The following is a 24,915-nucleotide window of genomic DNA, read 5'->3' on the forward strand; positions in this document are numbered from 1 at the left end:
TCCACTGGCTAATGCTCATTGGTTTGTAGTTCTGGAGCCGAAGTGCCACCATAAGCGGCATCCACTCAAGTCAGTCGCTTAGCCTCGTGCTCATCAGGAACAGGGAAGAATGGAATTCCATATCATAGGCAGGGATGACAAATTCCCGAGCGGGAAGATCAGCACTGCGTATCTCAAATTTGACCGCTGGAACGATCACAGTTTTGTCACAATGTTCTATGTCATCGTATACGACGAGTTTGGTAGGGCTCACGATCTTGAGAACGTCAAGATTGGATTCAAAGGGCAGGATACTGCAACAACCACACGCTCCAAACTTCCAGATTCTTTCCAAAACGTTCCAGAAGGCTTCTTCTCACTAGGTACCAGTGTGGAGTACTATCAAAAAATCGCGAGTTCATTCTCAGGCGATCTAAGGTTCGACTTCCTCCGTGGGATGAATGACATTGTCGCTCACCCTGAAATCCTGGAAACGATAATAGAGGAGCCCGTGCTATCGATCTCATTGTTGCGCAATGTCAGCTTGGTCAGCGTAAAAAATCAATTTGCACGCGTCCTTCTTGGTGGTGCCGTTCGAACAAATTTTTCCTTCGTCTACTCGAAACATGCTGACAGTTCTACTGCGGGCATTGAGTTGAGTTTTGATGTGAATGTTGATTCGACGCCCCTGACAAATGTGCACGCGCTAATCGGACGAAACGGCATCGGAAAGACCACCATCCTTAATGGCATCACCAATGCCATCCATAATCGCCACGCTGGTGCAGATGCCATCTACCAAGTTCAGTTTTGGGGGCAGCAGCGAGCGATTATTGCCCCAGATTTTTTCAGCAGTGTAGTGCTCGTATCCTTTAGCGCATTTGACCCCTTTGATCCGCCTCCAGAGCAGCCCGATCCAGCCAAAGGCACGTGTTTTTTCTATGTCGGGTTAAAGTCTAAAGGCGAGGACGCATGGCATGAGTTAAAGCGCCGGGACGCTCTCAAATCAGACTTCATTGACGGTATGAGAGGGTGCCTGCGGGAAACGCATAAGCGAAACCGTTGGCGACAGGCCGTCAAAACGTTACAAACTGATGAGAATTTCGCAGGTTTGGGATTCGACAGGCTTCTGTCCTTGAGTGGCGAAGAATGGGTCACGACAGCTAACGAAATCTTTTCGAACCTCAGCTCCGGCCACTCGATCGTGCTGCTGACTATCACAAAGCTGGTCGAGCGTGTCGAAGAAAAGACTCTCGTCCTTATGGATGAGCCCGAAAGCCATTTGCATCCACCGCTCTTATCAGCATTGATTAGGGCACTGAGTGAGTTGCTCCTAGATCGCAACGGTGTAGCGATCTTAGCTACGCATTCTCCGGTAGTACTTCAAGAAATCCCTGCATCGTGTGTGTGGAAAATTTATCGTTCTAATTTGGTGGCCTCAGCCCACAGGCCAACAGTCGAGACGTTCGGCGAGAACGTAGGGATTCTGACTCGGGAAGTTTTTGGCTTGGAGGTGGTATGCTCGGGTTTTCACACGCTGCTTGCTGCTGAGGCTGCCGAAGGACATAGCTTTGAGGTCATCCTTCAAAAATTTGGTGGAAAATTGGGGCTTGAGGGGCAGGCAGTTCTTCGAGCATTAATCGCTGAGCGTGATTCGAAGGCGCAGGAATGAAGCAACTGTTAGCCCCGAATTGCACCCCTGAGGAGGCCTACATGGCCTGCACTTCGGCGATCATCGATGATCAGCAGAGAGCTAGAATGAGGGGGATTCTTCCAAGTATCACAGCCAACGCCGCCGAATTTATCGAAAGAGTCGCCGCAGGATCCACGTGGGAGTTACCCTCATTGAGGTCGGCCAGGGGGGATGATCCCTTCATGATCGATGACATTCGAAAAAGCGAGCTTGTTCACCTCTACGAATACTACATGGTGCAGCGAGAACCTGGCCGAGCACTCTACGACTCTATTTTGGTGGCTGCAGGTGACCATTGTCCTACATGTGGTGGAATAGGACGACCGCGAACCCTGGATCATTATTTGCCAAAAGCCAACTACCCGAAGCTGGCTATCGTTCCCCAAAACTTGATCCCTGCTTGCCGTGACTGCAATACCGACAAACGTAACCCCTTGATTGACCACCCGCATCGGCAACCGCTTCACCCATATCTGGACAAACGACAGTTTTTTGAGGAAAGGTGGATCAGTGTTTCCGTATCTCACACCAGCCCTTGCTCAATCATCTACAGCGCCAGTCCACCTGATGACTGGAGTGATGAGGACAAGGCAAGGGTAATTAACCATTTCTCCCTATTCGGAATTGCCGAGCGATACAGCGTCCAAGCGGGCTCAGAACTCAGCTTCCTGATGGACATGCGTACAAACTACTTCAGTAGGCAGCCTCCTGAAGCTTTTTCAGACTTCCTCCGTTCAGGCGCTAATACGCCTGATTTGTTGATCAATGGGTGGAAGAAAACACTCTACGAAACCTTGGCGGATGACGCCTTGTTTTGCAATGCCGAGCTTCGGTAGAGGCATTATAACTAGCGATAGCTCTGCCCATAATTTGATGCGTTCTAGGTAAATGGTTATAACGACAACGGAGTAGTCGATGATGATAGGCAGTGATGATTTAGATAAATTGGAGGCGGAGCAGTTTCATGGTTTTGTCTGCTTTCCGGAAGGCAATCCAAAGGTCACACTAGGCTGGAGCACTCACTCAAAACTGGTCGAGGCGATAAATTCGGAATTAACCTTTTTTAAGAGCGAGTTAAACAAGGAAGTTTATTTTCACGAGCATGAATATCTTATTTATGAGGATTATTTCATCTGGTGGTTCAGCTTTTTTGAGAAGGATCCGCTAATCAAAAATCAAGTAGCCTCTGAACTGGAGAGGAAAATCAATGATGTATTAAGAGCATTTCCGGACGCAGCCGATAAAGAGTTTGTGCGGACGGATCAACCAGACTTTCTCCCGGATCCTGATTTTCTTATGCACTACTTCTCAATTGTGGAGGGTGCGGATCTGGAATTAAAGTCACGTGAAGCGCCCAAAGAAAAAAGCTATGAAAAAGAATCTGTTGATATTTCCTTGTTTGACAGTCCAATGTCTGTGGTCGCGTTCAAAGCCGTTATAAATAATTATTTTCAAAATAGTACAGAAGAGAACTTAAGCTATTTCGCTGCAGAGGATGGCTTCTTTTCCACCAGAAGGCCCGAGAATAAACTTCTGCGCGAGGAGCTTTTGCCAATTTATTATATGAAAAAGATTAAGGCGGCTGATGATGAGATTTTGTCGTTTGGACTAAAAGCTGATATTTTTGATTTGAAGATATCGCAAGCAGACGGGTTAACGAAAGAAATATTGGAGATTACCTGGGCTTTGCCGGAGGGCGACCATAAATTACTTTCTTTGGTTGCTCAGGTAGGTAGTGGTTTTTTGCCCGTAAAAAATCGGGCCAATTTCAAAAAGATGAGTGATTCTCTAGGTGAGAAAATAGTATCTGCAATAAATGGCAAACATAAAAAGCAATACCCTGATCAAAGATCTCTTTTGGTGGTTATCCCCCAAGATTACACTTATCAAGGAGACGAGTCGTTAATTCAAGAAACTATCACTCAAGTTCAACAGAGTCTGGTAGGTGGAAAAAGGAAATTTGAAAAAATCTATCTTCTGTGTGGCAATAGATTTTACACCGTTTATTGACCTTAAACGTTAATGCGGATTTTTTTCGATCTTGCAGCTATCGCTAAATAAGGGGATGCAACCCCAAGTAAATCGTTTCAGAACTTCCTGGAGAAACTGGGTCTGCCCACTCCAGTGCAGGCTGCATTATCGACTGGCGGTGCGGGCTTCCAGTCGAGTTGCTCAACCAATCGACAGGCGAGTACTTAAGAGGGGAAACGGCATTTCCATATTTCAAGTGGACTCGTGCCGCACGATTGCAAATTTTGTAGCAGAAACGAAAGTGCAGCTACCTATGCCAAGCTACAGAACAGGTAGGTTCGCGCAGGAGTGGAGACAGTAACGGACACTTGAACAGATCCAGTATATTGCGGATGATTTGCCCGAATGTACTGGCTTTTCGAAACGCGTCAACGAGCCTGAGACATTAGCCCCGTGCTGGGCATCAGTCTCTGCCGGTCAGCCGCTTCCCTTCGATGGGGGATTCGCGTGACGCTATCCCACCGAAAGAAACGCTAGCATCTACATACCGAAGCGCTGACTTCATGTCCTTCCAGCCCACATAGCTCATCAGCCCCTTGATGTCCCAGCCATTGGCAGACGCCCGAGTCGCAAAGCCTCGCCGCATCAAGTGGCTGCTAAAGAGCTCGGCTGGCAATCCCGCCTCTTTGAAAATGCGGCGTAGCACGGGAATCAGGCTATACGGTTGCATGGCTTTGCCTGACAGATTGCCCCAGCGATCAATCCGCTGGAACACAGGGCCCTTCGCAATGCCGGCAACTGTTACCCAGTTGATGTAGGCCTCCACGGGGCAAAGCATGGTGAGTGCGGGCGTCTGGAACGTGGTTCCTTCATGCTGGTGATCACCCTTGGTGTAGGGCAGGAAAAAAGTAATGCCTTATCCACTTATGGCTTGGGTATCCTCGACCGTTAGTCTGGCCAACTCATTGCCACGAAAGCCACGCCAAAACCCAATCAGATAATCGCCACCGAGTGACGATGACACACCAGCGATTTGTAATCTCCCCGTTTAATCGCAACTGCAGCTTCCCCTTCAAGCCATGTGACCGCCTGCCCTAGGTGCTTCAGCAGGAGCGGGGCGGCCTGCTTCACCTTTCCAGGATGCACGCCCCTGATGCCCTTGATCATCTGGCAAACGTCAGGGGTCTTGGTGGGGTTAGGGAAACCCTGAGTAATATGCCATGCGCAAGGGCTGCCAAACGCTGCTTTAGCGTATTGATCGAGAGCTTGTCGGCGTATTCCGCCAGGTAGCGAACGACGCCCGCGCCGGTCGTGGGCAGGTACGAGATTGGAGCATGAGGGGCGTATCCAGCAACGGGAGCTAGTTCCAGACGAACTATCAGGCTTGCAACAACAGACTGGGTAGGGGTGATAATGCGGCTGGCGAAGCCTATAGACTGCTTACAAGGCAGGTGGTGGCGTACTTTCCCCAGGCGCATTCATGGTTACGAAGAAGAATGAGGGTATCTATTCAGTCCATGCGCGCAGGCTCATTTTTGAGGATGGCGTGCTCAAATTGGATCACTCTAGCGGCAATGCCCACAATTGCACCTTTCCATTTGTTCCCCTATTGGGACACCAGTTGCTTGCTATCCAGGATAGCTATCATGTTGCCCAGCGAGGGGCAGCAAAGGGGAAGTAAGATAATCTATGTGGGGTTGAAATAGAGCAATAGTTTTAGTGATTTAAACTTTGGGAATGTTTAGTTGAGATGGAGGAGGTAATTCCGTCTCGAACTTAGGTGGTGGGCGTATAAAGCTTTGAGATAGGCTCTGGCAAGAGAGCCAGCTGTAGTGTATTATTTGGGTGTGATCTTTGCATCGTCAACAAAACTCGGGCGGGTTGTACAAAGCAAACATACAAGGGGTAGGACAGGTGAAGATAACTGAGATTTCGATAAAAAATTTTAAAGGGGTATCCAATCGATCCTTCAAACTGAACGATAGGTTTACTGTTTTTATAGGAAATAATGCTACCGGTAAAACTACGGTGCTAGATGCCTTAGCTGTCGCTCTGGGTAGTTTTTTTCTTGGTGTTGGAGTGCCCGCTCGAAGCATCAATTGGGATGAAGTCAGGATGGTGGTTATTGATGGGCAGCAAAAGCCCCAGACACCTGTTGAAATCAAGGCAAAAGGGAGTGTGAATGGTAAGGAGCTCAAACCTTGGGGGCGTAGTATCCTTATTAAGAAAACTACCACTAAAGATGCAAAACCTATAAAAGACGTTGCTCAATATTTGTTGAAGCTGAGCAGAACTCCTCGTGAAGAGCGAGAGGGCGGTGCTGAGGCTATATTCCCCGTTATCGCCTATCACGGCACAGGGCGGTTATGGGCGGAACATGAAGCTCCAAAATATCAGAAACAGATAGAGGGTGTTGATCGCGCTTATATCAATGCTCTTTCGGCAAAATCTTCTAGTAAAGGTTTCATTTCTTGGATTAAAACTCAAGAAAATAGTGTGGCCAAATTCGATCGCCCGATGGAGCGCGCGCATTTGGAAGCTTTTAAGGCAGCCATTGAAGGGTTAGTGATTGATGGACGTTGGACTAACGTTAAATATGATCACAAGCAGGAAGTTCTCACCGGGACGTTTGTAGATAATTCAGGTCGCACACTGGAGCTTAGTTATAATCAATTGAGTGACGGCTTCAGAAACGTCATTGGTATGATTGCAGATATTGCATTCCGCTGCATTCAACTCAATCCACATCTTGGGCGTGACGTGGTGAATCTTACGCCTGGGGTGGTATTGATTGATGAATTAGACCAGCACCTTCATCCTAACTGGCAAAAGCGTGTCGTTAATGATTTGAAGGTGGCCTTTCCAAATATTCAGTTTGTAGCTACCACGCACTCTCCGTTTATTGTCCAGAGCCTCGAAGCTGACGAGCTAGTGAATCTCGATGAATTGGAACTAAGCGAGTCCCCGAATTTGCTGCCAATCAATAAAGTTGCCACACAAGTTATGGGTGTGGACGGAATCAGGAGTGATGATTTCGAGGAGCGAGTAAAAGATGCTACGCAACAGTTGTCCGAAATAGAGGCTACAAATGGAGAGCTTAGCCTTGACGATTATGAAAAAATTAGTAAGGCATTGGATCAAATTGCTTTATCTGAAACAAATGATCCAGAGTACAAAGCTTTCTTGGAGCTGAAAGAGAAGGGAAGGGAATGAGACCTATCAATAAAGGGGGGTGGCCAACGCGCAAAAATAATAGCGCAATAAGGTTGGTGTTTACGGATTGGACTAGAGCTCGCGAGTTCTTAGTAGACCGCACTGGCCAGTATTGCCATTTTTGTGAAATCCAATTACCTATGGGTTTGGCCGTTGAGCACATAAAGCCGAAAGAAATCTATCCATCATTAAGCAATAAGTGGCCAAACTTTTTGCTTATCTGTATTTCTTGTAATTCTCGAAAAAACATTACGATTCCTGTGCAGCCTTATCGTTTAAGATACTATTGGCCTCATTTTAATAATACCCTGATGGCTTTCAGTACCACTTTGATAGGGCCGGATGCGTTGCTTGTGAAACCTCATTCGGGACTCAATGCTGCGCAGTTTGCACGAGCGACAGCAACTATTGATCTTTATAAGCTTGATCAAAAATTGTTAGCTTCGGGTGAGGGGGATGCTAGGTACACACGAAAAGCAGTAATCGGAAGTAAAGCAGTTCGACGTTACCTTGAGTATAAATTCGGAAAATGCACGCTAGGTAGCATAGTGGACAGTGTGGTCACAGATGGTTTTTTCAGTCTGTGGCTAGAGGTTTTTAAGAATGAGAAGGTCGTGATCGATGCGATGCTAGATATACCGCAGTTTAAAATTGATCGCGTGAATTGGTTCAATGCGAACAACGACCCTGTAGGACGCAACCCTACAATTCCAGACGTTATTTAGTGGGGCGATGGAGTTGTTGTGGTCGATTCAAGCAGGACAATCGACCAGTAGTTGCCCCTGGCAAGGCCTACCAATTCCTGGTGGGCGCTTTTGCTCACGTGACAAACTATGATTTGAAGCGTGAAGGTCTTGGCCAGACAGGATGTGGGTTCTCTGCCTGCCTATCTTCTTTGAGCCTCAGCCAAGTCAAAAGGCCCGTCCCTTGGTATTCATTATCGATGCTGCACATCCAGATATGAAAAACGTCCTGAACCCCGTACAACTATGGAAGCGAGACGATGATCGCCTGCTGGAAATGGTCGAACGTCACTACAGTCAAGGTCACGAGATCATGGTTCTGACGCGCTCCAGAAGCACTAAGGGTGCTCTCCCCACAACACTCAGTGGTATTCTCAACAGAGCGAAACGGGACAAGAAGCCTGACAACATACGCCTTATGACCTACCACGGATCCAAAGGATTGGAAGCGGATGTGGTTTTTCTGGTCGGCGATTGTGAACAGCTCATGCTGTCAGACTATTGTAACCAAGCCTACGTGCAGGCGGATCTGTCGATGAACGGGGAAGCGCTCGCGTACGATGACGCTCAAGGCGACGAAGTCATGCGCCTAGCATACGTAGCCATCACTCGTGCCAAGCTCTACTGTTATTGGTTTATGGAAGAAAATGCTGCTGGGGGGAACGGCTTACCAAAAGCGTCTGAACGCGTTGATACTTCGCGCATGTTTTTTGAAGATTTTCGCCAATAGCGCATGGTTAGATTTTTTCTGTTGGTAATTCCCCACCCGAGCTTTCGTCCTGGCTGAGCAGCAAGAGGTGGCGCTGGACGCCATGCCTTAACAGGAAAGCCTGTTGCTCGGCAGGATTGATGCCGCATTGGCCGCTCGGTACGTCGTAGTCGCTATGGAATGTCTTCGGATTTTATGTCCTGTTCAGTCATCTGCGGCTCTCAACCCCTGTCACGCATACTTACGCCACGCACGGATTGACTGCGCTCTTGATCATGTGAGTGGTAGTAGACATTCTGGGTGGTACTGAGACTGCTATGACGTAAATCCATCTGCAGATCCTTCGGGCTGCGTAGCGGCGCATCGAAGGTCGCAGAGGTATGCCTTAGCCAGTGTGCAGAAGCCGACCTGAGACTGTTCATCTCATGTTCCTCACGCTCCTCATCGCGCATCCGTGCCAACGCGTTATCAAATAACGATTGGAGGAGGGCGCGCACCTGCCTCCCAGACAGCCCTGAACGGCCTCGCAGTGTCATGAGAAGAGGCGTCTGTTCATTCCACTCTGGCAGCGGACACAGACCAATGTATCGACGATAGCGCGTTAGGTACTTTGAAATGTACTCATCTCTGACCGCGACCTTCCCAACCTTATTGCCTTTCCCGATTACGTGGTACCACCAGTTGCCCTCGGGATCGAGTCGAAAATCCCCCATTACCGGACGCCAGTTCGGCCTGCCAACGATGTCGGATACCCGCAGATACATCGCGAAGAGAGTGGCGACGATGAACAAAGTACGCTCATGCCGCTCTGGTTCCTCAGTAGCCATCCGCTCAGCGGTTTCGAGAACGTAGTCCCATTGCAAAGGAGTCAGGGCTCGATTTACCCTATCCTCTTGAGGGACTCTACCGCTGAGGCTCTTCTTCTTGATCATCCGAAAAGGATTAGCTGTAACCGTCCCATCTTCAACCATATATTCAAAGAACCGGCTGCAGATCGTGTAAATCTGATTGATGGTGCTCGAAGAAGCTTTATAACGAGTTGACTCCTGCTCGTTCGAAAAGTCCTTAGGGAGCTTCAGGCTGAACGGTCTCCATTTCTTGTTTGGAATAATGGGGTCACCCCAGGCAGATTCGGTGTGGTCACTGGTCACAAACCGGCCCCGCACGATCGGGCCTACCCATTCAGTTGGAGGGTTGCGACAGAACTCCAGGTAGTCTTCCGCATCTTGGCGTTTGAGCTGAGAAAACGGCTTCTGCTTTATAATGAGAGTCCATAATAATAACCTCTCAACATGAGTTCTATAAGAAGTGAAAGTTAGGCTGTTGTCCGAAAAGGCGCGAAGAAACTCCCGAGTCGTTAGATAACCCTTGTTAGCCTCCAATGATGCGGGAAAATTTTCAATGTACTGACGAACGCAAGCCATACTAGGTTCACGCAGACTAAAGTCCATATCAATGAAGATTTCGTAGGTCTCAAAAACAGGCATGGGCTGCGTAGAAATGTTGGTGCATACCGTATGATTTGTAGCTGATTTAGAACTTCCAGTTATGGTAGTAACTGGAAGTTAGGGTAGGGTAGCTGCTCGCTTCTTCGAATTTTGTTTTTTTGCATAGTGATTTTCTGCATTTTGATCGCGTGCATTTCGTTCATCCCCCCTTGCCCAATTCGTTGACGATGCCCGATGGTAGCCCCCGGCTGACACTGTTGCAACTATCTCTGCTCGGCGTTAAAAGTTTAGCGGCGAGCTTGACAAAGGCTTGCGGCATAAACTAATAGACGCGCGCTTTGGCTTTTCCACTTATTCCGTCGTTTCGCGTCTTTATGAGAGCTTCGTAGGCGTTAGTTGCTTTAATCGTATATTGCCAAGGTGTTCTTCTGGGATTTCTTGGTGTGGCCGGCTGGTGGCTTTATTACCCTTAATAAGGATATTGCCAATTAATGCCAATGCTTGGGTTTTAGTATTTTGGGTTTCTGGGTTTTGGTTTTTAGGGATCTGGATTGGAGTTTGTTGAAAGGCTTTGTGGTTGATGGCTATTGGATCTCTGATAAGCCGAATTGCAATTGTTGGGCAATTCGCGATTTGGGGCGTGGCGTTCTGGGACACATGGGCTGCTCAGGGGAAAAGCCCCCTAACGCCTCAACGGGGAGTGTGAGATTTTTTGTGTCGGGCCGGTAACGGTGCGCTCGCACAAAACCTTGATTTGAAGCAAGCAGTCACTCGCGTCGACCGGGCGAGCACCCTGACGCTCAGCAAGCAACCCGCGCCATTACCTTGGAGAGAATTGAACGCGCACGTAGAGTGAGCTGAGTGACACTGCGGTTTTTCCATTTAAATCTTTGAATGGAAAAACTCTCTGGAATGTCCACTCGTTTCTTTGAAAATCCTATGGTGCCGGGTTTTATTGGCTTTCATGGCTTTTCTGAGCGAATTCGCAAATGGAATTTCCACTCGTTGTTTTATCAGGAAACGTCGTGATCCGATGATGCTTCAGCCCGTGACCAGGCATCTCAGGAGCCGCCGGGTACCGTGTTGGGGCAGTACGGTAGAACTGAATTAGAGACTGTTAGCCTGGCCAGGGCTAGGGATTACGGGGGCTTCAAGGGTATTGGCGGTTCTCAGCAACCTCGGTTTACGGGTTTCTATCGATATTGGTTTGGGCGTCATACGACCCGCAGCAAGGCAGTGTTTTCGTGGATTTTCCACTGGTTTCGTCTTGGGAAACGGTGGTGCGGAATGTCCACTCAATTCCTCAAAAAGCGCTGGAGCCCTTGTCCTGTAAGAGGTTCGAGGCGGTCGACAATGCATCCCCTGAAATATGATTCCACTGATTTCTCCTTAGGCATGGAGCTGTTCCGTTTAGACGTGGATTTGTAAAATCTATACAGATCAATGACTTATGGATTTATGAATCGGAGAGGTTTCCACTCATATCGTCAAAAAGCTGCGTCGAACTGGGATGCCTGGTGAACTAAAGCCCAATGGAATCAAGGGGTTGGGAAGATAAAGGAGGGCTTTCCAATCAAATCGCGATTGGCGCAAATGTAATGGTGCCAAGGAGCTGACCAAGTACTCGTCGGTAATTGGAAACACACAGACATAATTTAACATAATATACATTATGCGTACCTCTGGAATCCATCCCGGCATCGATGTACAGTCCTTTTAATCACCAAAAAGCATAACTCAACTAAATTACCGTTTAGTCGAGTTATAACAGCCAGCACCGGGAACGCCACCAAAAATGAGGACGGGTTTCCTGTAGGTGCCACTTCCAGTCGATAACATGAGAGTTACAGAGGTCTAAGCGCTCAACGACAGGGTTGAATCTGTACATAAGCTCAAGTGGTTTCATTTGATAGTCCTCTGAGTGCGACTGGTGTCAGGAATGATGTTGAACCGCGAAGGCTTTGTAGATTGCGCGTTCTGGTCCACCGCTGCGAGCCCTCGCTGCGGACCGTCACGCGACTCCAGGGAACGAGTTGATGAAAGACCGGCCGGTGTGGCATACGCTGGCTGCTGCTTGGTGTCATCAAAATATCCGTTCTGCACGACTGACATACAGAAATCAAAAGACGTTGTCATTCGTGTGGCCTGCTGTGAATAGCACTGGCAAACGGTGTCCTCACCATTGAATGTGCCAGTATTTAAACCTCTCGACTTAGCAGACAACAACATACGCACATCGGTCGAAGCCATACAGGTAGGACGTGGAAAATCACGAGCCTTGTTGGTTTCGTCGTACCTAGGCGCAGACGACTCAACATCAGCAATCCTAGGCTTGTACTGCTGGATATATTCCTGAACAGGCTGAACTACACGGCCTGGAGTGCTAGGCAATGAAGACTGTGCGACTTGAGTTTTAGTCTCAGAGACTTTTGTTTCTGGCTGTGAATGCATAAGAGCATCACTGTCAGAACTCTTACTCTTAATAACGTACCAAAACCCACCAGCAAGGAACAATATCGGTATCAATATAGCAGCGGCAATGAATGGGATCGCCTTGTAATAACTGGGTGTGATCTTTTTATGAGTGTGAACAGTTGAAGACTTATAAAGCCCAAAGTAATGACTGTCAAATTCGATTTTTCTCTCTTGAGCCATCTTGAAATTAGAGCGGTTCTCAGGACGATCAATACACATTTCATATTCGTGACGAAATATGCCTTTGGTCCTGCCGTATGGACGAATAAAGTTGATGTGCTTGCCTACCAACTTTCGCACAGGCGAGCAAATGAGTGATGGATGCTGAGTGATAATATGAACATCCCAACCGTGGTGTCGATGTTTCTCAAAACGAGTAACTTTTTCAACACGTCCACGCACATCGGTACCAAACGTGCCTTGAGCCTCGTCGATAACGATAACGGAGCCATCAGGCAATTCGTACCAGAGATCTGGAGTTTCCCATTCGACCCAATTAGACTTTAACTGATCCACCTTAAGCTCAGGGATACCATGGTAGTAAATGGTGCGCGGCGGAAGGTTGGGATTATCAGGATCCTTATGAAGACGCAACAAAGGATTATCTGGATCAGCAGCATGTTCATAATCAATTTCCTTGATGGTATTAAGCGTCTTGCCAGAACCGGGCAAGCCAGTGCGAAGAAATAACATGCGCCCTACTCCTTAGGTGTCCATTTCATACTTGTTTTATTGCCAGACTTGTTCATACCAGCAAGCAATGCACGCGCAATATATGCAGAGAACAATATATTCAAACATACATCCACTTTAAGCATGCCGAGAACTGAAAGCCAATCGGCAGGCAATCCGCCAAGCTGAGAAAATGCATAATCCTTGGCCTTATTAAGTGCGGCATCAATGCCAATATAACTTATTGCAGCAAAGCCAAGGCCTCTTAAAAGCTTCCAACCCAACGGGACAATGGAAAGACCCAGCATGCGGATAAACAAGCCAATAATTGCGGGCATAATCAAACTCCAGTTGCGATAATTTCAGCAGCCTTACGCATTGCAAAGGCGACCATTAAATAACCCATAAAAGTGAGGAATGTACAAAGACCCGGAACATTAGGGTCAAAAGAAACTGACCTTCCCAACATAAAAGGAACGCTTACAGTCCTAAGGACTGGGCAGGAAGCACCAAAACGGCTACTCGTGTCGATCATAGATGAAAGATCAAAAGTTGAATCAGAATCGGGCTTAATAGGTTTGTAGTCTTCACCTGCAAACTCAGATTGAAGCTCGGACTTTAAATCCGCTATCTTCTTCTCAGTTAGATCACGATACTCTTTATCTGCACAGCGTGATTGCTGTTCCTGACGAAGTACGGCGCATTGAATTACATCACCGGTGCAAGAAACGACAGTTTGACACTGCATATCACCGGAAACCTGAGCGTCATCCTCACCGCATTTATCACCTTCACAAGTACCGTCACCATCGCCAGTACCAGTGCCAGAACCTGATCCAGAACCATTACCAGAACCTGAGCCTGAGCCGCTACCAGAGCCACTACCGGAACCTGAGCCTGAGCCGCTGCCAGAGCCACTACCGGAACCTGAGCCTGAGCCGCTGCCAGAGCCACTACCGGAACCTGAGCCTGAACCACTGCCAGAACCAGAACCAGAGCCACTACCACTACCGGAGCCTGAGTCACTACCAGAACCACTACCGGATCCAGAACCTGTACCAGTGTCACCGGTGCCAGTACCTGGCGTGGGAGTTGGGGTTGGGGTTGGGTCGGGTGTAGGTTCTGTTGTAGGAGGAGGAACATAAAGATCGCCTGTAACAGTGATATCACCAGTACAAGTAAATCCGCCAGTAGGGTCTGCGAGGCATATAGATACTCCAGACAAAGTAGTTGAACAGCCGCCGGGTGAAGGAGGACTTGGTGTGTCAGTAGTTTGATGCCAACTATGTCCTTTCTTAGTTGTACCTTTGGCATCTAAGCATTTCTGTAACTCGGGATTGTCACATGCGCCCGTTGTACCATTATAAATAGTTCCAGAGTCACACGTTCCTGTCCCTTGAACATTAAGTGAATTACCACAAGCCCATAGATTGGATTGGAGGTATGAAAGGTTTACAGGCCCCCAAGCTGCGGCAGTTTCAGCACATGCTGCAGCTGGTGTAGAGAAATGTGAGCTAGACAGAGGACCAGTGTAGAAAATAGCAGCAGAGGCAGCCTGAATATAAAATAAACTAACGACCAACGCAAAGAAGAAAGAGCGCAGCCGTAACCCAAAACCAGACAAAGTCGTTCGGATCAATATACATTTTAATGTCCCCATTATTTTCTCCAGACAAAAAAAAGCCCGGAGGGAAGAACTCCCACCGGGCAAACAGGGTTAATTAAGTCCCTGCGCGCATTGCCTTCTTGGCAGCACCGATGAGGGCGGTCAGACCGAACATGGCAGCGACAACCGCAGCGGCAGCGGCAGCACCACCAGTGACGTAACCCAGGGCTTCAGCAGTGTCGATGTTTGCGGCGGCAGCGTACGATTGCGAGGTAGACGCCATGACAATAGCGGCTACAGCCAGTTGAGCGCGACCGGATTTGCAGAGTACGAGAAGTTTGTTTTTCATATATCACCAATTAAAAAGCATTGCGGACGGTTTTGCAGACCCAGACAAAGACGAACAGTGCAAAAAGCGCGCCGGTAATCTCCATCCGCTGTTCTGCGGTAATTGCAGGACTAAGGGAGTCCCGCATCTCTTGAACAGTGAAAGTTTGTAGTTGACCAGTACAAACGGGAGTACCGTCAGCCTGAACTTGCCACATTCCATCACAGCCCAAAAAATTCATATCAGCCAGCCTTCTGCGGGTTCATTGCAGCAGAAAGAGGAGGAATGTTCTTGCGGCGGCCCTGACGAGGATCACAAGTAAACTCAAGACGACCATCGCGAACATCAGCGATAACATCACACTCATAAGTTCCGGGCTGTGGAACTTCGGTGGGAAGCGCGGCATAGAAGTCAGTCTTCTGAGGATAAGGAATATTTGGCAAATGGACGAAGGCCTGAAACATCGTGTACGGCTTCTGAGACCTTGAAGAAATGCCGGAACGAGTAATGCCAGTTACTTCAATCAAAAGAGTCATAGACATGGTAAAGCCCCTTACAGTGTAGGCAGCCGAGAACTTAAGCTCGGATTGCAGTATGCCCAGCTGGGCGGAATGAGATTTGGAACACGGCGAAAAGTAAGAAACTGACGCTTAGCTATTTGAGAGCGTACTTGCTCAGCTGATGAAGCCTGTAAAAACAGGCGCATAAGCGAGCTAGCGAAAGCAGAATCATCAATGTTGCCAGAGTTAAAATTAGCAATCTCGGCCTCGACGGAATAACGAAGAATCTGATATTGGGACTTATCCATTAGTAACCCATCCATTCAGCCATTGACGGAGTGCCTTTTTCTTGACGATCAAGAAACCAGATGCGCTCGGGTTTAGTGCCATGCTCTTTCCGAACTTCAATTACAGCAAGTGTTTCTGCTACTTGCTGGGTCAGAACAGGGTTCATAAACTCACGAACGTGACGCTGCTGATCGAGCATATGGCGTTGCTTGGTTGTAAGTTGAGTTCCCTGATGATTATTATAAATCATGCCACAGACCTCAAATGAGAAGCGCGCTTGTAGAACGATGGTGGCTGAATGTTCTTAGCAGGTGTAATCTCTTTCATTTCACGAATAAAGACAGTAGAGAACGAACGAATGTCGCAGACATTACGAATATTGATACCAATGCGATTAAGCCGAGCAGCATGAGTTTCAAAAGAGCGTTGAGAGAGAACGAGTTCCTGATCGTTCATCCAAAGACTTGCGTAATAGGCAGTTGTATTAGCCTGACGCGGAGTATCAACTACATTCTCAAGTAAAAGCTGTTGTGCAATGCTGACCTGATCCATTTTAGTCACCTTTAGGCGCTGATCAATATCTAAAAACTCTCGATGGAGTTGGCTATAAATGCCTTCGTCAAACAAGCCCCAGAAGGAAAGACCCTTCTTCTTAAGGAACTCATCTTTCAATTCTTGTTCAAAACGAACAATACCCTGAGAAACACAGTAGTCATAAAGACTTTGGGCGTACTTAAACTCTTCGGATGTTTCACCATAAATAAGCTTAACTTTAGGCAAGTGCTTATTAATGAGGTCAAAAGCTTTGTTATATACTTTTCTGTATTGAAGTCTAGCGCCCTTGCCGTGACCGGATGTAGTCCAGTCAGTTGTTTGACCATTTGGATAAAGAAACCCAATAGAATGACCAATTCTTTGAGTTGCTAAAGCGCGTATATAAGACATTTCATTGCCAGAACCAACAGCAACATTAGTAGTCAAATCTATACGATGGATGACACAACCGTCAGACCATAAATGACCGGCCTTCCCCCCTGACTCGCCATCGCGAATTTCAAACCGCGTGCAGCGGGTGAAAGAAGGAAGACCGAGATTGGACATGACCGAATTAAAGACGGAGATGCATTCGGAGACAGTTTCGAAACCGAACAAGTTGTCATGCCTGTTGATGCGTGAAGGATTGCCATCTACGGTAATTTTCCGACCAGAGATTTTGATTTTGAGAGTGGAGCTATAGCTGCCTTCGTATTTGGTAGAACGGTACGACGTGCTCAGGATTTCGTGCGTAGCGGTGTCAACAGCCAAAAAAGCAGTGTCCGAAATGACGGGAAGGTCGAAATCAAACACCTGAGAAACTGTCAACCAATCGATAAACATACAAATCCTTGTCAATACCGGAATAACGGTAGCCGAATGCCGGTATGCTAACCACTGAGGGTCACGACATGCAAGCACTAAAATACCGGAATAACGGAACTGGACAATTGAACAGTATTTACGATCTGGAAACGATGAGAAACCAGAGCGACAGAACGATGACACTGAGCGAAAACCTGAAGAGGTTCAGGAAGGCGAGAGGCCTTACACAGCCTGACGTCTGGGGGCCAGCAGGCATCGCGAAGTCGAGTTATACGTCTTATGAGGCAGGCACACAGATGCCGTCTGCAGACAAAATCGTTGAGCTTGCAAAAGTATTAGGCGTGTCGAATGACGAGCTGCTTTTAGGCGAATCCGAACTGACGGTATCAGAGGATTTAAGGCCTATCTTGAAACGATTCGACTCCCTGCCGCCAGAGATCAGGAATCAGGCACGCATAGCCCTGAAAGGCGTGCTTTTCGGATTTGAGCAAGAAGCGATCAAGTAGAGACCGAGGCGTTTTGCGGTAAAGTGGGGGTGTAACAGCACCCCCACCCGCTTCGCTCCAAAATCGCCAGAGGGCACAGGGCAATGGCAGACGCAAAATCAGTAAGGATGTACAGAATCGGCGAAACACTCTCTGAGGAGCTTTGGGAGTCCCGGCAGGACGATGTTCTGCGACGGCTTGGGCAAGAGCTGATGCGCTTGAGCGGGATCTGCGTGCATTGCGCTGGAGAGGACGACGACTGCCCTGCTTGCGCTGGATCAAGAATTGCCTGGGAAAGCCAGGCACGCGAAAAAGCGAAACCTGTCATGCAGGAATCGCCAGAAACGACCTATCAGATGTTGGATTCGCTTTGACAGGACAAGTGCTGCAAGTACGAGCCTCCGGGACCTGACCACCTAAGTGCTGTGCGCTATGGGTCCGTTGCGGTAAAGCTGAGTGATCATGGCGCGAAGTCAGATCACAAGGGGCCTGAGAGCGTCACACGCGATCAGATGAGGTGGTGCCACGCATAATTGACGTTATGGGTAAATCGATCGCCGGGGGGCTGCGCAATGGTCCCGACGATCGATTCTGGCCGTTGGCCGCAAGTACCATAACGTCCACACATTATGCGTAACAAGGTATTACGCACCGAGCTCAGTCCCAGGCAGATGTCAGGCCTGCCTCCAGAATGCGTTTCTCACGCTCATGACCTGGCCACGTTTTCCAAACGTCAATCTCACAGGCATTTCAGTTTCTCTCCGCGCTGATCGACACCTTCCATTTGATGCACCTCCATCCAGCGCTAACACAAAATGCACAGCATCATATTTTCCGAGCCCATGCATTCCTCCGATCATTCAGCTCGGTTACTGACGAGCACGTTTACATCTCAGCGTACCCACGCTACTGACAGCCGATGCGATTAAAAAACTCAAGGGCTACCGCACATTGCAGCTATTCGGGATAAAGCCAAGACAGGAACGTCGATGCTGGCTTGGTGGCCTGGCTTAAAGCCCCGCGGATCCACTTGGCCGAGCCAGGCTGTTTACGCCTTGAAATCGAGCGCTAAATCGAGCGCTTCAAGCATGGGATTGGCCTCAACATTAAAGCTTGCGTATTCACCTGCCCGAGCCGAAGTTACAACATGGTTATTCCCTTACCGGCATGACACATTGCGGGCGTGTAAATCCAGCCTTTAATGCGGCGGATTACAGTGTCAGCGCAGCTTATAGCCCGCGCGGTATGTCGGCCGGGTAACAAAACGAAGGCAACCGCAATGTGTCATGAAACCTGTTAAAGTCAGTCGCCCTCTGCCAATGCTCCGCGTCCATTGCAACTACCCGTTCCAACTCAACTAAACCACCATTTAGTTGAGTTATCCCGTTAGCTACCTGGCAGACTTACTTGTTAAGCGCCCTATCACCTCGTCAGCCATACATCCAAACCGCTACAGGCTTGTCGCGAGTCCTTACTGCTCTGACGAATCCTGTGCTTACTAATAAGACTGCTCGGTTTCGGTAGCACTGGGTAACTGCCTACAAAATGCGCGCCTCACTGGCGCACCATGCCCGCATTGATGCAAAAAGTTCGTACCACCTGAAAAATTGGTTCACCTGCCAGCGAACCAATCCTCTTTCATACCCTGAGCCTACTTGGCGAACCATTGAGAATTGGCCAGCAAGCCTTGATCACTGTTCATCAGCAGGCTTATTGCCGCTCAAAGCTGGCCGAACCAATTTTCATTGGCATCGCTCTTGCACTCTCCCCTTTGCCGTGAATCTCTGCCTGTAGGCAGCTCAGGGCACTTTTTTCTGGTCTGGCGCGAGTACCACGATGCAAAGGTTCGACCCTGACACCCCTATCGACAACTCTTCAAAACTGGCACTGGATGCCTTGCGCCAGATCGTTGCCCAGCATGCTGCATTCCCGCAGCGAGCGTTGCCCACTGAACGGGACCTGGCTGCCGACTTCGGTGTTAGCCGACGGGCGATTCGTCGAGCTCTGTCGGTACTCGAGGCTGAAGGCCAGATCTGGCGGCGGCAAGGCAAAGGGACCTTTGTCGGACCTACCCCACCCAGCGCCGCCATGAGCTTCGCCCGCCTGTCCGGCCGGACCAATTTCAGTGAGGTCATGGAGGCTCGCCTGCACCTGGAGCCGGCACTCGCCTCATTGGCCGCGGTACGGGCCAATGGCGTACAAATGGCGATTCTGCGCCGCCTTGCCGAGCGCACCACTCGCCAGCAGGTTGCCGAGCAGACCGATGCCGAAGGCATTGAGCTTTGGGACAGCGCCTTGCACCGAGCCATTGCTGAAGCAGCGGGCAATCGATTGATGCTGGATATCTTCGAAATGCTCGATGCGATCCGTCTGGACCCAACCTGGCGTGATTTGCGCCAACGGGCGCGCAACGCCGACCGGCTCGACACTTACAGCCACGATCACGACGACATCGTTACCGCTATTGAAAGCCGCGATCCGATCAAGGCAGCCACAGCCATGCGCGGTCATTTACGGGCGCTGCAACAAGCGCTGGATAACGTCATCAATCAAGATCTGGAGGCCAGCTCATGAGCGCCACCGCCTACCCCGCAGAAACCGTCGATAGCACAGTGCTCAGCATCAGGGACCTGACCGTTCGCTTTGACGGTGCGCCCGCCAACGTTGTCGACGGCGTTTCTTTTTCCGTCAATCGCGGCAAGACCCTCGCCATCGTCGGCGAGTCCGGCTGCGGCAAAAGCGTGACCTCAATGGGACTGATGGGCCTGCTGCCAGCGACTGCCAAGGTCGGTGCCAGTGACTCTTTACTGATAGATGAAGCCTTGCTGGGCATGTCCGAAGATCGACTGCTGGATGTACGCGGTAACCGCATGGCGATGATCTTCCAGGAACCGATGACCTCTCTGAATCCGGTCTTCACCATCGGTGAGCAGATTGCTGAAAGCGTGATGCGTCATCAGGGTCTTTCAGACAAGGCCGCCCGCCAGCGGGCTCTGGACATGCTGGAAAAGGTCCGCGTGCCGGACGCTCGCCAGCGGCTGGACGCCTACCCGCATGAACTTTCGGGTGGCATGCGTCAACGCGCCATGATTGCCATGGCGCTGGCCAATGATCCTGCACTGATCATTGCGGATGAGCCGACCACTGCGCTGGACGTGACTATTCAGGCGCAGATCCTTTCGCTGATCGCCAACCTGCAGACCGAGACCGGCACAGCGATGATTCTGATCACTCACGACCTGGGCGTGGTCGCCGAAGTAGCCGATGACGTCATGGTCATGTACGCCGGACGCGTCGTGGAAAGCGGCCCGGTGAAAACACTGTTCGACGATCCGCAGCATCCCTACACCATCGGCCTGATGGGTTCGATGCCATCCATTGGCCCTCGCGAAGGCCGTCTGGCAACGATCAACGGCCGGGTACCGACGCCGGCAGAAATGCCAGCGGGTTGCCGCTTTGCCGGTCGCTGCCCGTTCGTGATCCAGCAATGCAGAGATGAGCGTCCGCCGCTGCTCGAGTTGTCTCCAGGACACTTCGCCGCGTGCATCCGAGCGCCTTTGGAACAGCATGTGGGAGTCAGTGCATGAGCCTTTCCGAACACAATATCGCCAGCACGAGCGGCAGTGTGCAGAAACCCATTCTCGAGAGCATCGGCCTTAGCAAACACTTTGCCGTTGAAAGCGGCCTGTTCCAGGCGAAGAAGCCACCGGTGCAGGCCGTCAATAACGTCAACTTGTCTGTCCGCAAAGGCGAAACGCTGGCGCTGGTGGGCGAATCTGGCTCGGGTAAATCAACCCTTGGCCGCCTGCTGCTCAATCTGCTGCAGCCAACTTCAGGTGATGTGATTTACGAAGGCCGTAATCTGGCCAACCTGCCGCCGGAAAAACTGCGTCAGGTACGCCGAGATTTACAGATCATTTTCCAGGACCCGTTTGCGTCGCTGAATCCGCGCATGACCGTGGAATCCATCGTAGGCGAACCGATCTGGCTGCACAGCGAAGCCAGCCGCAGTGACCGCCAGGCCAGGGTCGCTGAGTTATTGCGCACAGTAGGTCTCGCCCCGGAACACAGCGGTCGGCATCCCCATGAATTTTCCGGCGGTCAGCGCCAGCGCATAGGCATTGCTCGCGCACTGGCTTCCGAGCCCCGTTTGATACTCGGTGACGAGCCGGTGTCGGCGCTCGACGTTTCGGTGCAGGCACAAGTGGTCAACCTGCTCGAAGACCTCAAACATCAGTTCGGCCTTACTCTAGTGATTGTTGCTCATGGACTGGCCGTGATCCGCCATATGAGTGACCGCGTGGCGGTGATGTATCTGGGTGAAATCGTCGAACTGGCGCCGGTCAACGCGCTGTTCGAAAACCCTCTGCATCCCTACACGCAGGCGCTGATGGCTGCTGTGCCGGTCAGTCATCCCGACCAGCGCCAGCCACGTCCTCTGCTCGGCGGAGACATGCCAAGCCCGAGCCGCCCTCCTTCGGGTTGCCGTTTTCATACCCGTTGCCCGCATGCCCGCGCACTGTGCAAGGAAGCAGCGCCAGTCATGGAAACAGTCGACACCACACGCCAGGTGGCCTGCCACTTCTGGCGAGAGCTCGCCAATGCAGGCAGCGGAACGTTAATCACAACACCCAGTGCTGCATACACGCAGCGCCTGAATCTGTTCAAGACCCATCAATCCCTTGCAGTGGAGAGCCAGCCATGAAAATCGCACGCGTCATGACAGGAACATTGTTATTGCTGGCCGCCAACGCCGCGTTTGCCGAATCGACGTTGCGCATCGGCATTCAGGACGATCCCGATGTGCTTGATCCGCATCGTTCGCGCACCTACTCCGGTCGACTGGTCTACACCGCATTGTGCGACAAGCTGGTGGACGTCAATCCGGACCTGACGTATGCACCACAACTGGCTACGGCCTGGAACTGGAGTGCGGATGGCAAAACCCTGACCATGAGCTTGCGCGAAGGCGTTACGTACCACGACGGTGAGCCCTTTGATGCCGCCTCGGTGAAGTTCAACCTGGACCGCGCGCGCACCCTCCCCGACTCCCTGCGCAAAAGCGAGCTTGCCTCGGTGGACAGCGTGGAAGTGGTTAATGCAAAAACCATCGCCATCAAGTTAAAGCAAGCCGATGCAACGCTGGTTTCGCAGCTCTCGGACCGTGCCGGGATGATGCTTGCGCCGAAAGCTGCTCAGGGCGATTTCGCCTCCAGCCCCGTATGTTCAGGTCCTTACAGATTTGTGCAGCGCGTGCAGCAGGATCGAATCGTTCTGGAGCGTTTTGACCACTACTGGAACAAGCAGGCTTACCATTTCGACAAAGTAGTGTTCCTGCCCATTCCGGATACCTCGGTGCGCCTCGCCAACCTGCGTTCCGGCGACCTGGACATCATCGAGCGCGTTGCACCCACTGATGTAAAGACCGTCAAAGGCGACAGCAAGTTGGCGATCTACAACACTCCAGGCCTGGGCTACATGCAGCTGATGTTCAACATCGGCAATGGTGAAAAAGCCAGCTCGCCGATGGGCAAGGACAAACGCGTACGTAAAGCGTTCGAGCTGTCCATAGACCGCGATGCCATTAACCAGGTGGTGTTCGAGGGCTTGTATGCGCCAAGTGCCCAGCCGTTCCCGAAAAACAGTCCGTATTACGACAAGGATCTGCCGATCCCGGCGCGCGATATTGAAAAAAGCAAAGCGCTGCTGGCTGAGGCCGGTGTGAAACTGCCTTTGGCAGTTGACCTCAAAGTGGCCAACAATCCTATTGCGCAACAGGTCGGGCAGATCATTCAGGCAATGGCGGAAGAAGCGGATTTCAAGGTCAACCTGGTTGCGACTGAGTACGCCACGATGCTTAGCGAACAACAGAGCGGTAACTTCCAGATCGGCATGAGCGCCTGGTCGGGTCGCCCGGATCCAGATGGTGATATCCATCAGTTCGTGACCTGCAAAGGCGGCCAGAACGACGGCAAGTACTGCAACGCCAGGCTCGACGAACTGCTCAATAAGGCGCGCACCGTAAACGACGTTGCACAACGCCAGGCGCTGTACAACGAAGCCTTGCGTTTACTGGCCGATGAAGTGCCGACCGCATACTTGTATTTCGATCCGCGAATCATTGCCCTGCGTAATAACGTGACCGGTTTCGTCCCTAACCCGGACGGTCTGATTCGTCTGACCAATGTCGCGTTCAAGCCATGACTGACGGGCGCAACTGCGAGGTTCCGGTATGCTGATGTTCATCCTGCGACGCCTGCTCGGCTCGATACCGACGCTGATTCTGGTTTCGCTGTTCGTCTTCACCCTGCAAAAGCTGCTGCCGGGTGACCCGGTGCTGGCGATGGCCGGCGAAGAACGCGATCCGGTGGTCATGGAATACCTGCGCGACAAGTACCGGCTCGATGACCCGATCCCCCTGCAGTATCTGAACTGGGTCGGCAACGTATTGGCCGGCGACTTCGGCACCTCGCTGCGCACCGAACAACCGGTGACTACGTTGCTCGCGTCCAAGCTGCCGGTCACCATTGAACTGGCTGTGCTGGCCTTGCTGATTGCGCTTTCGATAGGCATTCCGACCGGAATCATTTCGGCGGTACGCAAAGGCTCCGCCGTGGATTACGGTGCCAACGTGGTAGCGCTGTCGGGCATTTCCATTCCGCACTTCTGGCTGGGCATCCTGCTGATCATGGTCTTTGCAGTGAAACTGCAATGGCTGCCCGCCTCCGGCTTTGTGCCGATGGGTGAAGACTTCGGGCAAAACCTGAAGACCCTGATACTGCCAGCCTTCGTGTTGGGTGCAGGGCTGTCGGGAATACTCATGCGTCACACCCGCAGCGCCATGCTGGAAGTATTGCGCACTGACTACGTGCGCACAGCCCGGGCCAAAGGCCTGTTCCCGCGCACGGTGATTCTCAGGCATGCGTTGCGCAACGCGTTGATGCCCATCGTCACGCTCACGACCTTGCTGTTTGGTGAGCTGCTCGGCGGCGCGGTGCTGACCGAGCAAGTGTTCAGCATTCCGGGTTTCGGCAAGATGATCGTCGACGCGGTGTTCAACCGTGACTATGCCGTGGTGCAAGGTGTGGTGTTGTGTGTCGCGATTGGCTTCGTGATGTTGAATCTGCTAGCCGACGTGCTCTACCGCCTGATCAATCCACGCCTGAGGACTGCCTGATGACCGCTATTGCCAGCCTCCCGCACAGCGCGATCCTGCGCCGCAGCCGCTCACCGTTCCTGAAAAAATTCCTCGCCAACAAAGGTGCCGTGATTGGCGCAGCGGTATTGTTGCTGTTTGTCTTGGCGGCCGTTCTGGCACCCTGGATCGCGCCGCACGACCCACTCAAAGCCAACTTCCTCGCCGTACGCAAAGCCCCTTCGCTGATCTACTGGCTGGGTACCGACGAATTGGGTCGCGATCTGCTTTCACGCCTGCTGTATGGCGCC

25 protein-coding genes and 1 pseudogene are annotated in these 24,915 nt (G+C 50.8%); 14 read left to right on the forward strand and 12 right to left on the reverse strand.

What is annotated here, in order from left to right; translation table 11 throughout:
- The first annotated feature begins 109 nt into the window (after positions 1–109).
- The 3 genes from ALO80_RS08860 to ALO80_RS08870 all read left to right on the forward strand — a co-directional run bounded on the left by ALO80_RS08860 (position 110) and on the right by ALO80_RS08870 (position 3,682).
- Positions 110–1,651 (forward strand): AAA family ATPase, encoded by a 1,542-nt coding sequence (locus tag ALO80_RS08860; RefSeq protein ID WP_055008710.1) that lies wholly within the window; start codon positions 110–112, stop codon positions 1,649–1,651.
- Positions 1,648–2,508: an HNH endonuclease gene (locus ALO80_RS08865; RefSeq protein ID WP_235812466.1), complete on the forward strand. Its 861-nt coding sequence runs from the start codon at positions 1,648–1,650 to the stop codon at positions 2,506–2,508. The genes ALO80_RS08860 and ALO80_RS08865 overlap by 4 nt, the downstream gene beginning before the upstream one ends.
- 79 nt (positions 2,509–2,587) lie before the next feature.
- Positions 2,588–3,682: a hypothetical protein gene (locus ALO80_RS08870; protein WP_055008711.1), complete on the forward strand. Its 1,095-nt coding sequence runs from the start codon at positions 2,588–2,590 to the stop codon at positions 3,680–3,682.
- A 424-nt stretch (positions 3,683–4,106) separates the two neighbouring features.
- Here ALO80_RS08870 and ALO80_RS29285 read toward each other — a convergent pair whose 3' ends face one another.
- A complete protein-coding gene (locus ALO80_RS29285; protein WP_159420665.1) occupies positions 4,107–4,469 on the reverse strand; it encodes a tyrosine-type recombinase/integrase in 363 nt (120 codons plus the stop codon).
- A 1,088-nt stretch (positions 4,470–5,557) separates the two neighbouring features.
- Between ALO80_RS29285 and ALO80_RS08885 the strand changes: the two genes are divergently transcribed.
- The 3 genes from ALO80_RS08885 (at position 5,558) to ALO80_RS08895 (ending at position 8,329) form a co-directional block, all read left to right on the forward strand.
- Positions 5,558–6,856 carry an AAA family ATPase gene (locus tag ALO80_RS08885; RefSeq protein ID WP_055008713.1) on the forward strand — a complete coding sequence of 433 codons (1,299 nt, stop codon included), beginning with the start codon at positions 5,558–5,560 and terminating at the stop codon, positions 6,854–6,856.
- On the forward strand, positions 6,853–7,581 hold the full coding sequence (locus tag ALO80_RS30600) for an HNH endonuclease family protein (RefSeq protein WP_144434210.1): 729 nt from the start codon (positions 6,853–6,855) through the stop codon (positions 7,579–7,581). The genes ALO80_RS08885 and ALO80_RS30600 overlap by 4 nt, the downstream gene beginning before the upstream one ends.
- A 202-nt stretch (positions 7,582–7,783) precedes the next feature.
- Positions 7,784–8,329, forward strand: coding sequence for a 3'-5' exonuclease (locus ALO80_RS08895; RefSeq protein WP_159420666.1), 546 nt, complete (start codon positions 7,784–7,786; stop codon positions 8,327–8,329).
- Between the two features lie 200 nt (positions 8,330–8,529).
- Here ALO80_RS08895 and ALO80_RS08900 read toward each other — a convergent pair whose 3' ends face one another.
- From ALO80_RS08900 to ALO80_RS08935, 11 genes are all read right to left on the reverse strand, one after another.
- Positions 8,530–9,810, reverse strand: a complete 1,281-nt coding sequence (locus ALO80_RS08900) for a tyrosine-type recombinase/integrase (RefSeq protein ID WP_055008716.1) — start codon at positions 9,808–9,810, stop codon at positions 8,530–8,532.
- A gap of 318 nt (positions 9,811–10,128) precedes the next feature.
- Positions 10,129–10,413 carry a hypothetical protein gene (locus tag ALO80_RS30605; RefSeq protein ID WP_144434211.1) on the reverse strand — a complete coding sequence of 95 codons (285 nt, stop codon included), beginning with the start codon at positions 10,411–10,413 and terminating at the stop codon, positions 10,129–10,131.
- 1,245 nt (positions 10,414–11,658) lie between these two features.
- Positions 11,659–12,924 carry a zonular occludens toxin domain-containing protein gene (locus ALO80_RS08905; RefSeq protein WP_055008717.1) on the reverse strand — a complete coding sequence of 422 codons (1,266 nt, stop codon included), beginning with the start codon at positions 12,922–12,924 and terminating at the stop codon, positions 11,659–11,661.
- Positions 12,925–12,929: 5 nt separating this feature from the next.
- Positions 12,930–13,241: a DUF2523 domain-containing protein gene (locus ALO80_RS08910; RefSeq protein WP_055008718.1), complete on the reverse strand. Its 312-nt coding sequence runs from the start codon at positions 13,239–13,241 to the stop codon at positions 12,930–12,932.
- A 2-nt stretch (positions 13,242–13,243) separates the two neighbouring features.
- Positions 13,244–13,651, reverse strand: coding sequence for a hypothetical protein (locus ALO80_RS29295; protein ID WP_083493209.1), 408 nt, complete (start codon positions 13,649–13,651; stop codon positions 13,244–13,246).
- The gene (locus ALO80_RS31705; protein ID WP_159420667.1) at positions 13,612–14,046 is read right to left on the reverse strand and encodes a hypothetical protein; all 435 of its coding nucleotides are present in this window, start codon (positions 14,044–14,046) and stop codon (positions 13,612–13,614) included. Before ALO80_RS31705 ends, ALO80_RS29295 begins: the two co-directional genes overlap by 40 nt.
- 578 nt (positions 14,047–14,624) lie before the next feature.
- Entirely contained in the window at positions 14,625–14,858 is a 234-nt protein-coding gene (locus tag ALO80_RS08920; RefSeq protein WP_055008720.1) for a hypothetical protein, read from the reverse strand.
- Positions 14,859–14,868: 10 nt separating this feature from the next.
- Positions 14,869–15,078, reverse strand: coding sequence for a hypothetical protein (locus ALO80_RS08925; protein WP_170286819.1), 210 nt, complete (start codon positions 15,076–15,078; stop codon positions 14,869–14,871).
- A 1-nt stretch (position 15,079) separates the two neighbouring features.
- Entirely contained in the window at positions 15,080–15,379 is a 300-nt protein-coding gene (locus ALO80_RS29305) for a propanediol utilization protein (protein WP_083493205.1), read from the reverse strand.
- A gap of 265 nt (positions 15,380–15,644) precedes the next feature.
- Positions 15,645–15,875, reverse strand: coding sequence for a hypothetical protein (locus tag ALO80_RS08930; protein ID WP_055008721.1), 231 nt, complete (start codon positions 15,873–15,875; stop codon positions 15,645–15,647).
- Positions 15,872–17,002, reverse strand: a complete 1,131-nt coding sequence (locus ALO80_RS08935; RefSeq protein ID WP_055008722.1) for a phage/plasmid replication domain-containing protein — start codon at positions 17,000–17,002, stop codon at positions 15,872–15,874. Before ALO80_RS08935 ends, ALO80_RS08930 begins: the two co-directional genes overlap by 4 nt.
- Before the next feature lie 68 nt (positions 17,003–17,070).
- Between ALO80_RS08935 and ALO80_RS08940 the strand changes: the two genes are divergently transcribed.
- From ALO80_RS08940 to ALO80_RS08975, 8 genes and pseudogenes are all read left to right on the forward strand, one after another.
- Positions 17,071–17,490 carry a helix-turn-helix domain-containing protein gene (locus ALO80_RS08940; protein WP_235812467.1) on the forward strand — a complete coding sequence of 140 codons (420 nt, stop codon included), beginning with the start codon at positions 17,071–17,073 and terminating at the stop codon, positions 17,488–17,490.
- 83 nt (positions 17,491–17,573) lie between these two features.
- Positions 17,574–17,843, forward strand: a complete 270-nt coding sequence (locus tag ALO80_RS08945) for a hypothetical protein (protein WP_055008723.1) — start codon at positions 17,574–17,576, stop codon at positions 17,841–17,843.
- A gap of 1,462 nt (positions 17,844–19,305) precedes the next feature.
- On the forward strand, positions 19,306–20,043 hold the full coding sequence (locus ALO80_RS08950) for a FadR/GntR family transcriptional regulator (RefSeq protein WP_055008724.1): 738 nt from the start codon (positions 19,306–19,308) through the stop codon (positions 20,041–20,043).
- Positions 20,040–21,056: an ABC transporter ATP-binding protein gene (locus ALO80_RS08955; RefSeq protein ID WP_055005057.1), complete on the forward strand. Its 1,017-nt coding sequence runs from the start codon at positions 20,040–20,042 to the stop codon at positions 21,054–21,056. Before ALO80_RS08950 ends, ALO80_RS08955 begins: the two co-directional genes overlap by 4 nt.
- Positions 21,053–22,174, forward strand: a complete 1,122-nt coding sequence (locus tag ALO80_RS08960; RefSeq protein ID WP_055005056.1) for an ABC transporter ATP-binding protein — start codon at positions 21,053–21,055, stop codon at positions 22,172–22,174. Before ALO80_RS08955 ends, ALO80_RS08960 begins: the two co-directional genes overlap by 4 nt.
- On the forward strand, positions 22,171–23,673 hold the full coding sequence (locus tag ALO80_RS08965) for an ABC transporter substrate-binding protein (RefSeq protein WP_055008725.1): 1,503 nt from the start codon (positions 22,171–22,173) through the stop codon (positions 23,671–23,673). Before ALO80_RS08960 ends, ALO80_RS08965 begins: the two co-directional genes overlap by 4 nt.
- Positions 23,674–23,701: 28 nt before the next feature.
- Positions 23,702–24,646, forward strand: coding sequence for an ABC transporter permease (locus ALO80_RS08970; RefSeq protein WP_055008726.1), 945 nt, complete (start codon positions 23,702–23,704; stop codon positions 24,644–24,646).
- Positions 24,646–24,915: pseudogene (locus tag ALO80_RS08975) on the forward strand (ABC transporter permease); the annotation flags it as partial. The gene ALO80_RS08970 and the pseudogene ALO80_RS08975, both read left to right, overlap by 1 nt.

The organism is Pseudomonas caricapapayae (assembly GCF_001400735.1).
In the GTDB taxonomy this organism is placed as follows: Bacteria; Pseudomonadota; Gammaproteobacteria; order Pseudomonadales; family Pseudomonadaceae; genus Aquipseudomonas; species Aquipseudomonas caricapapayae.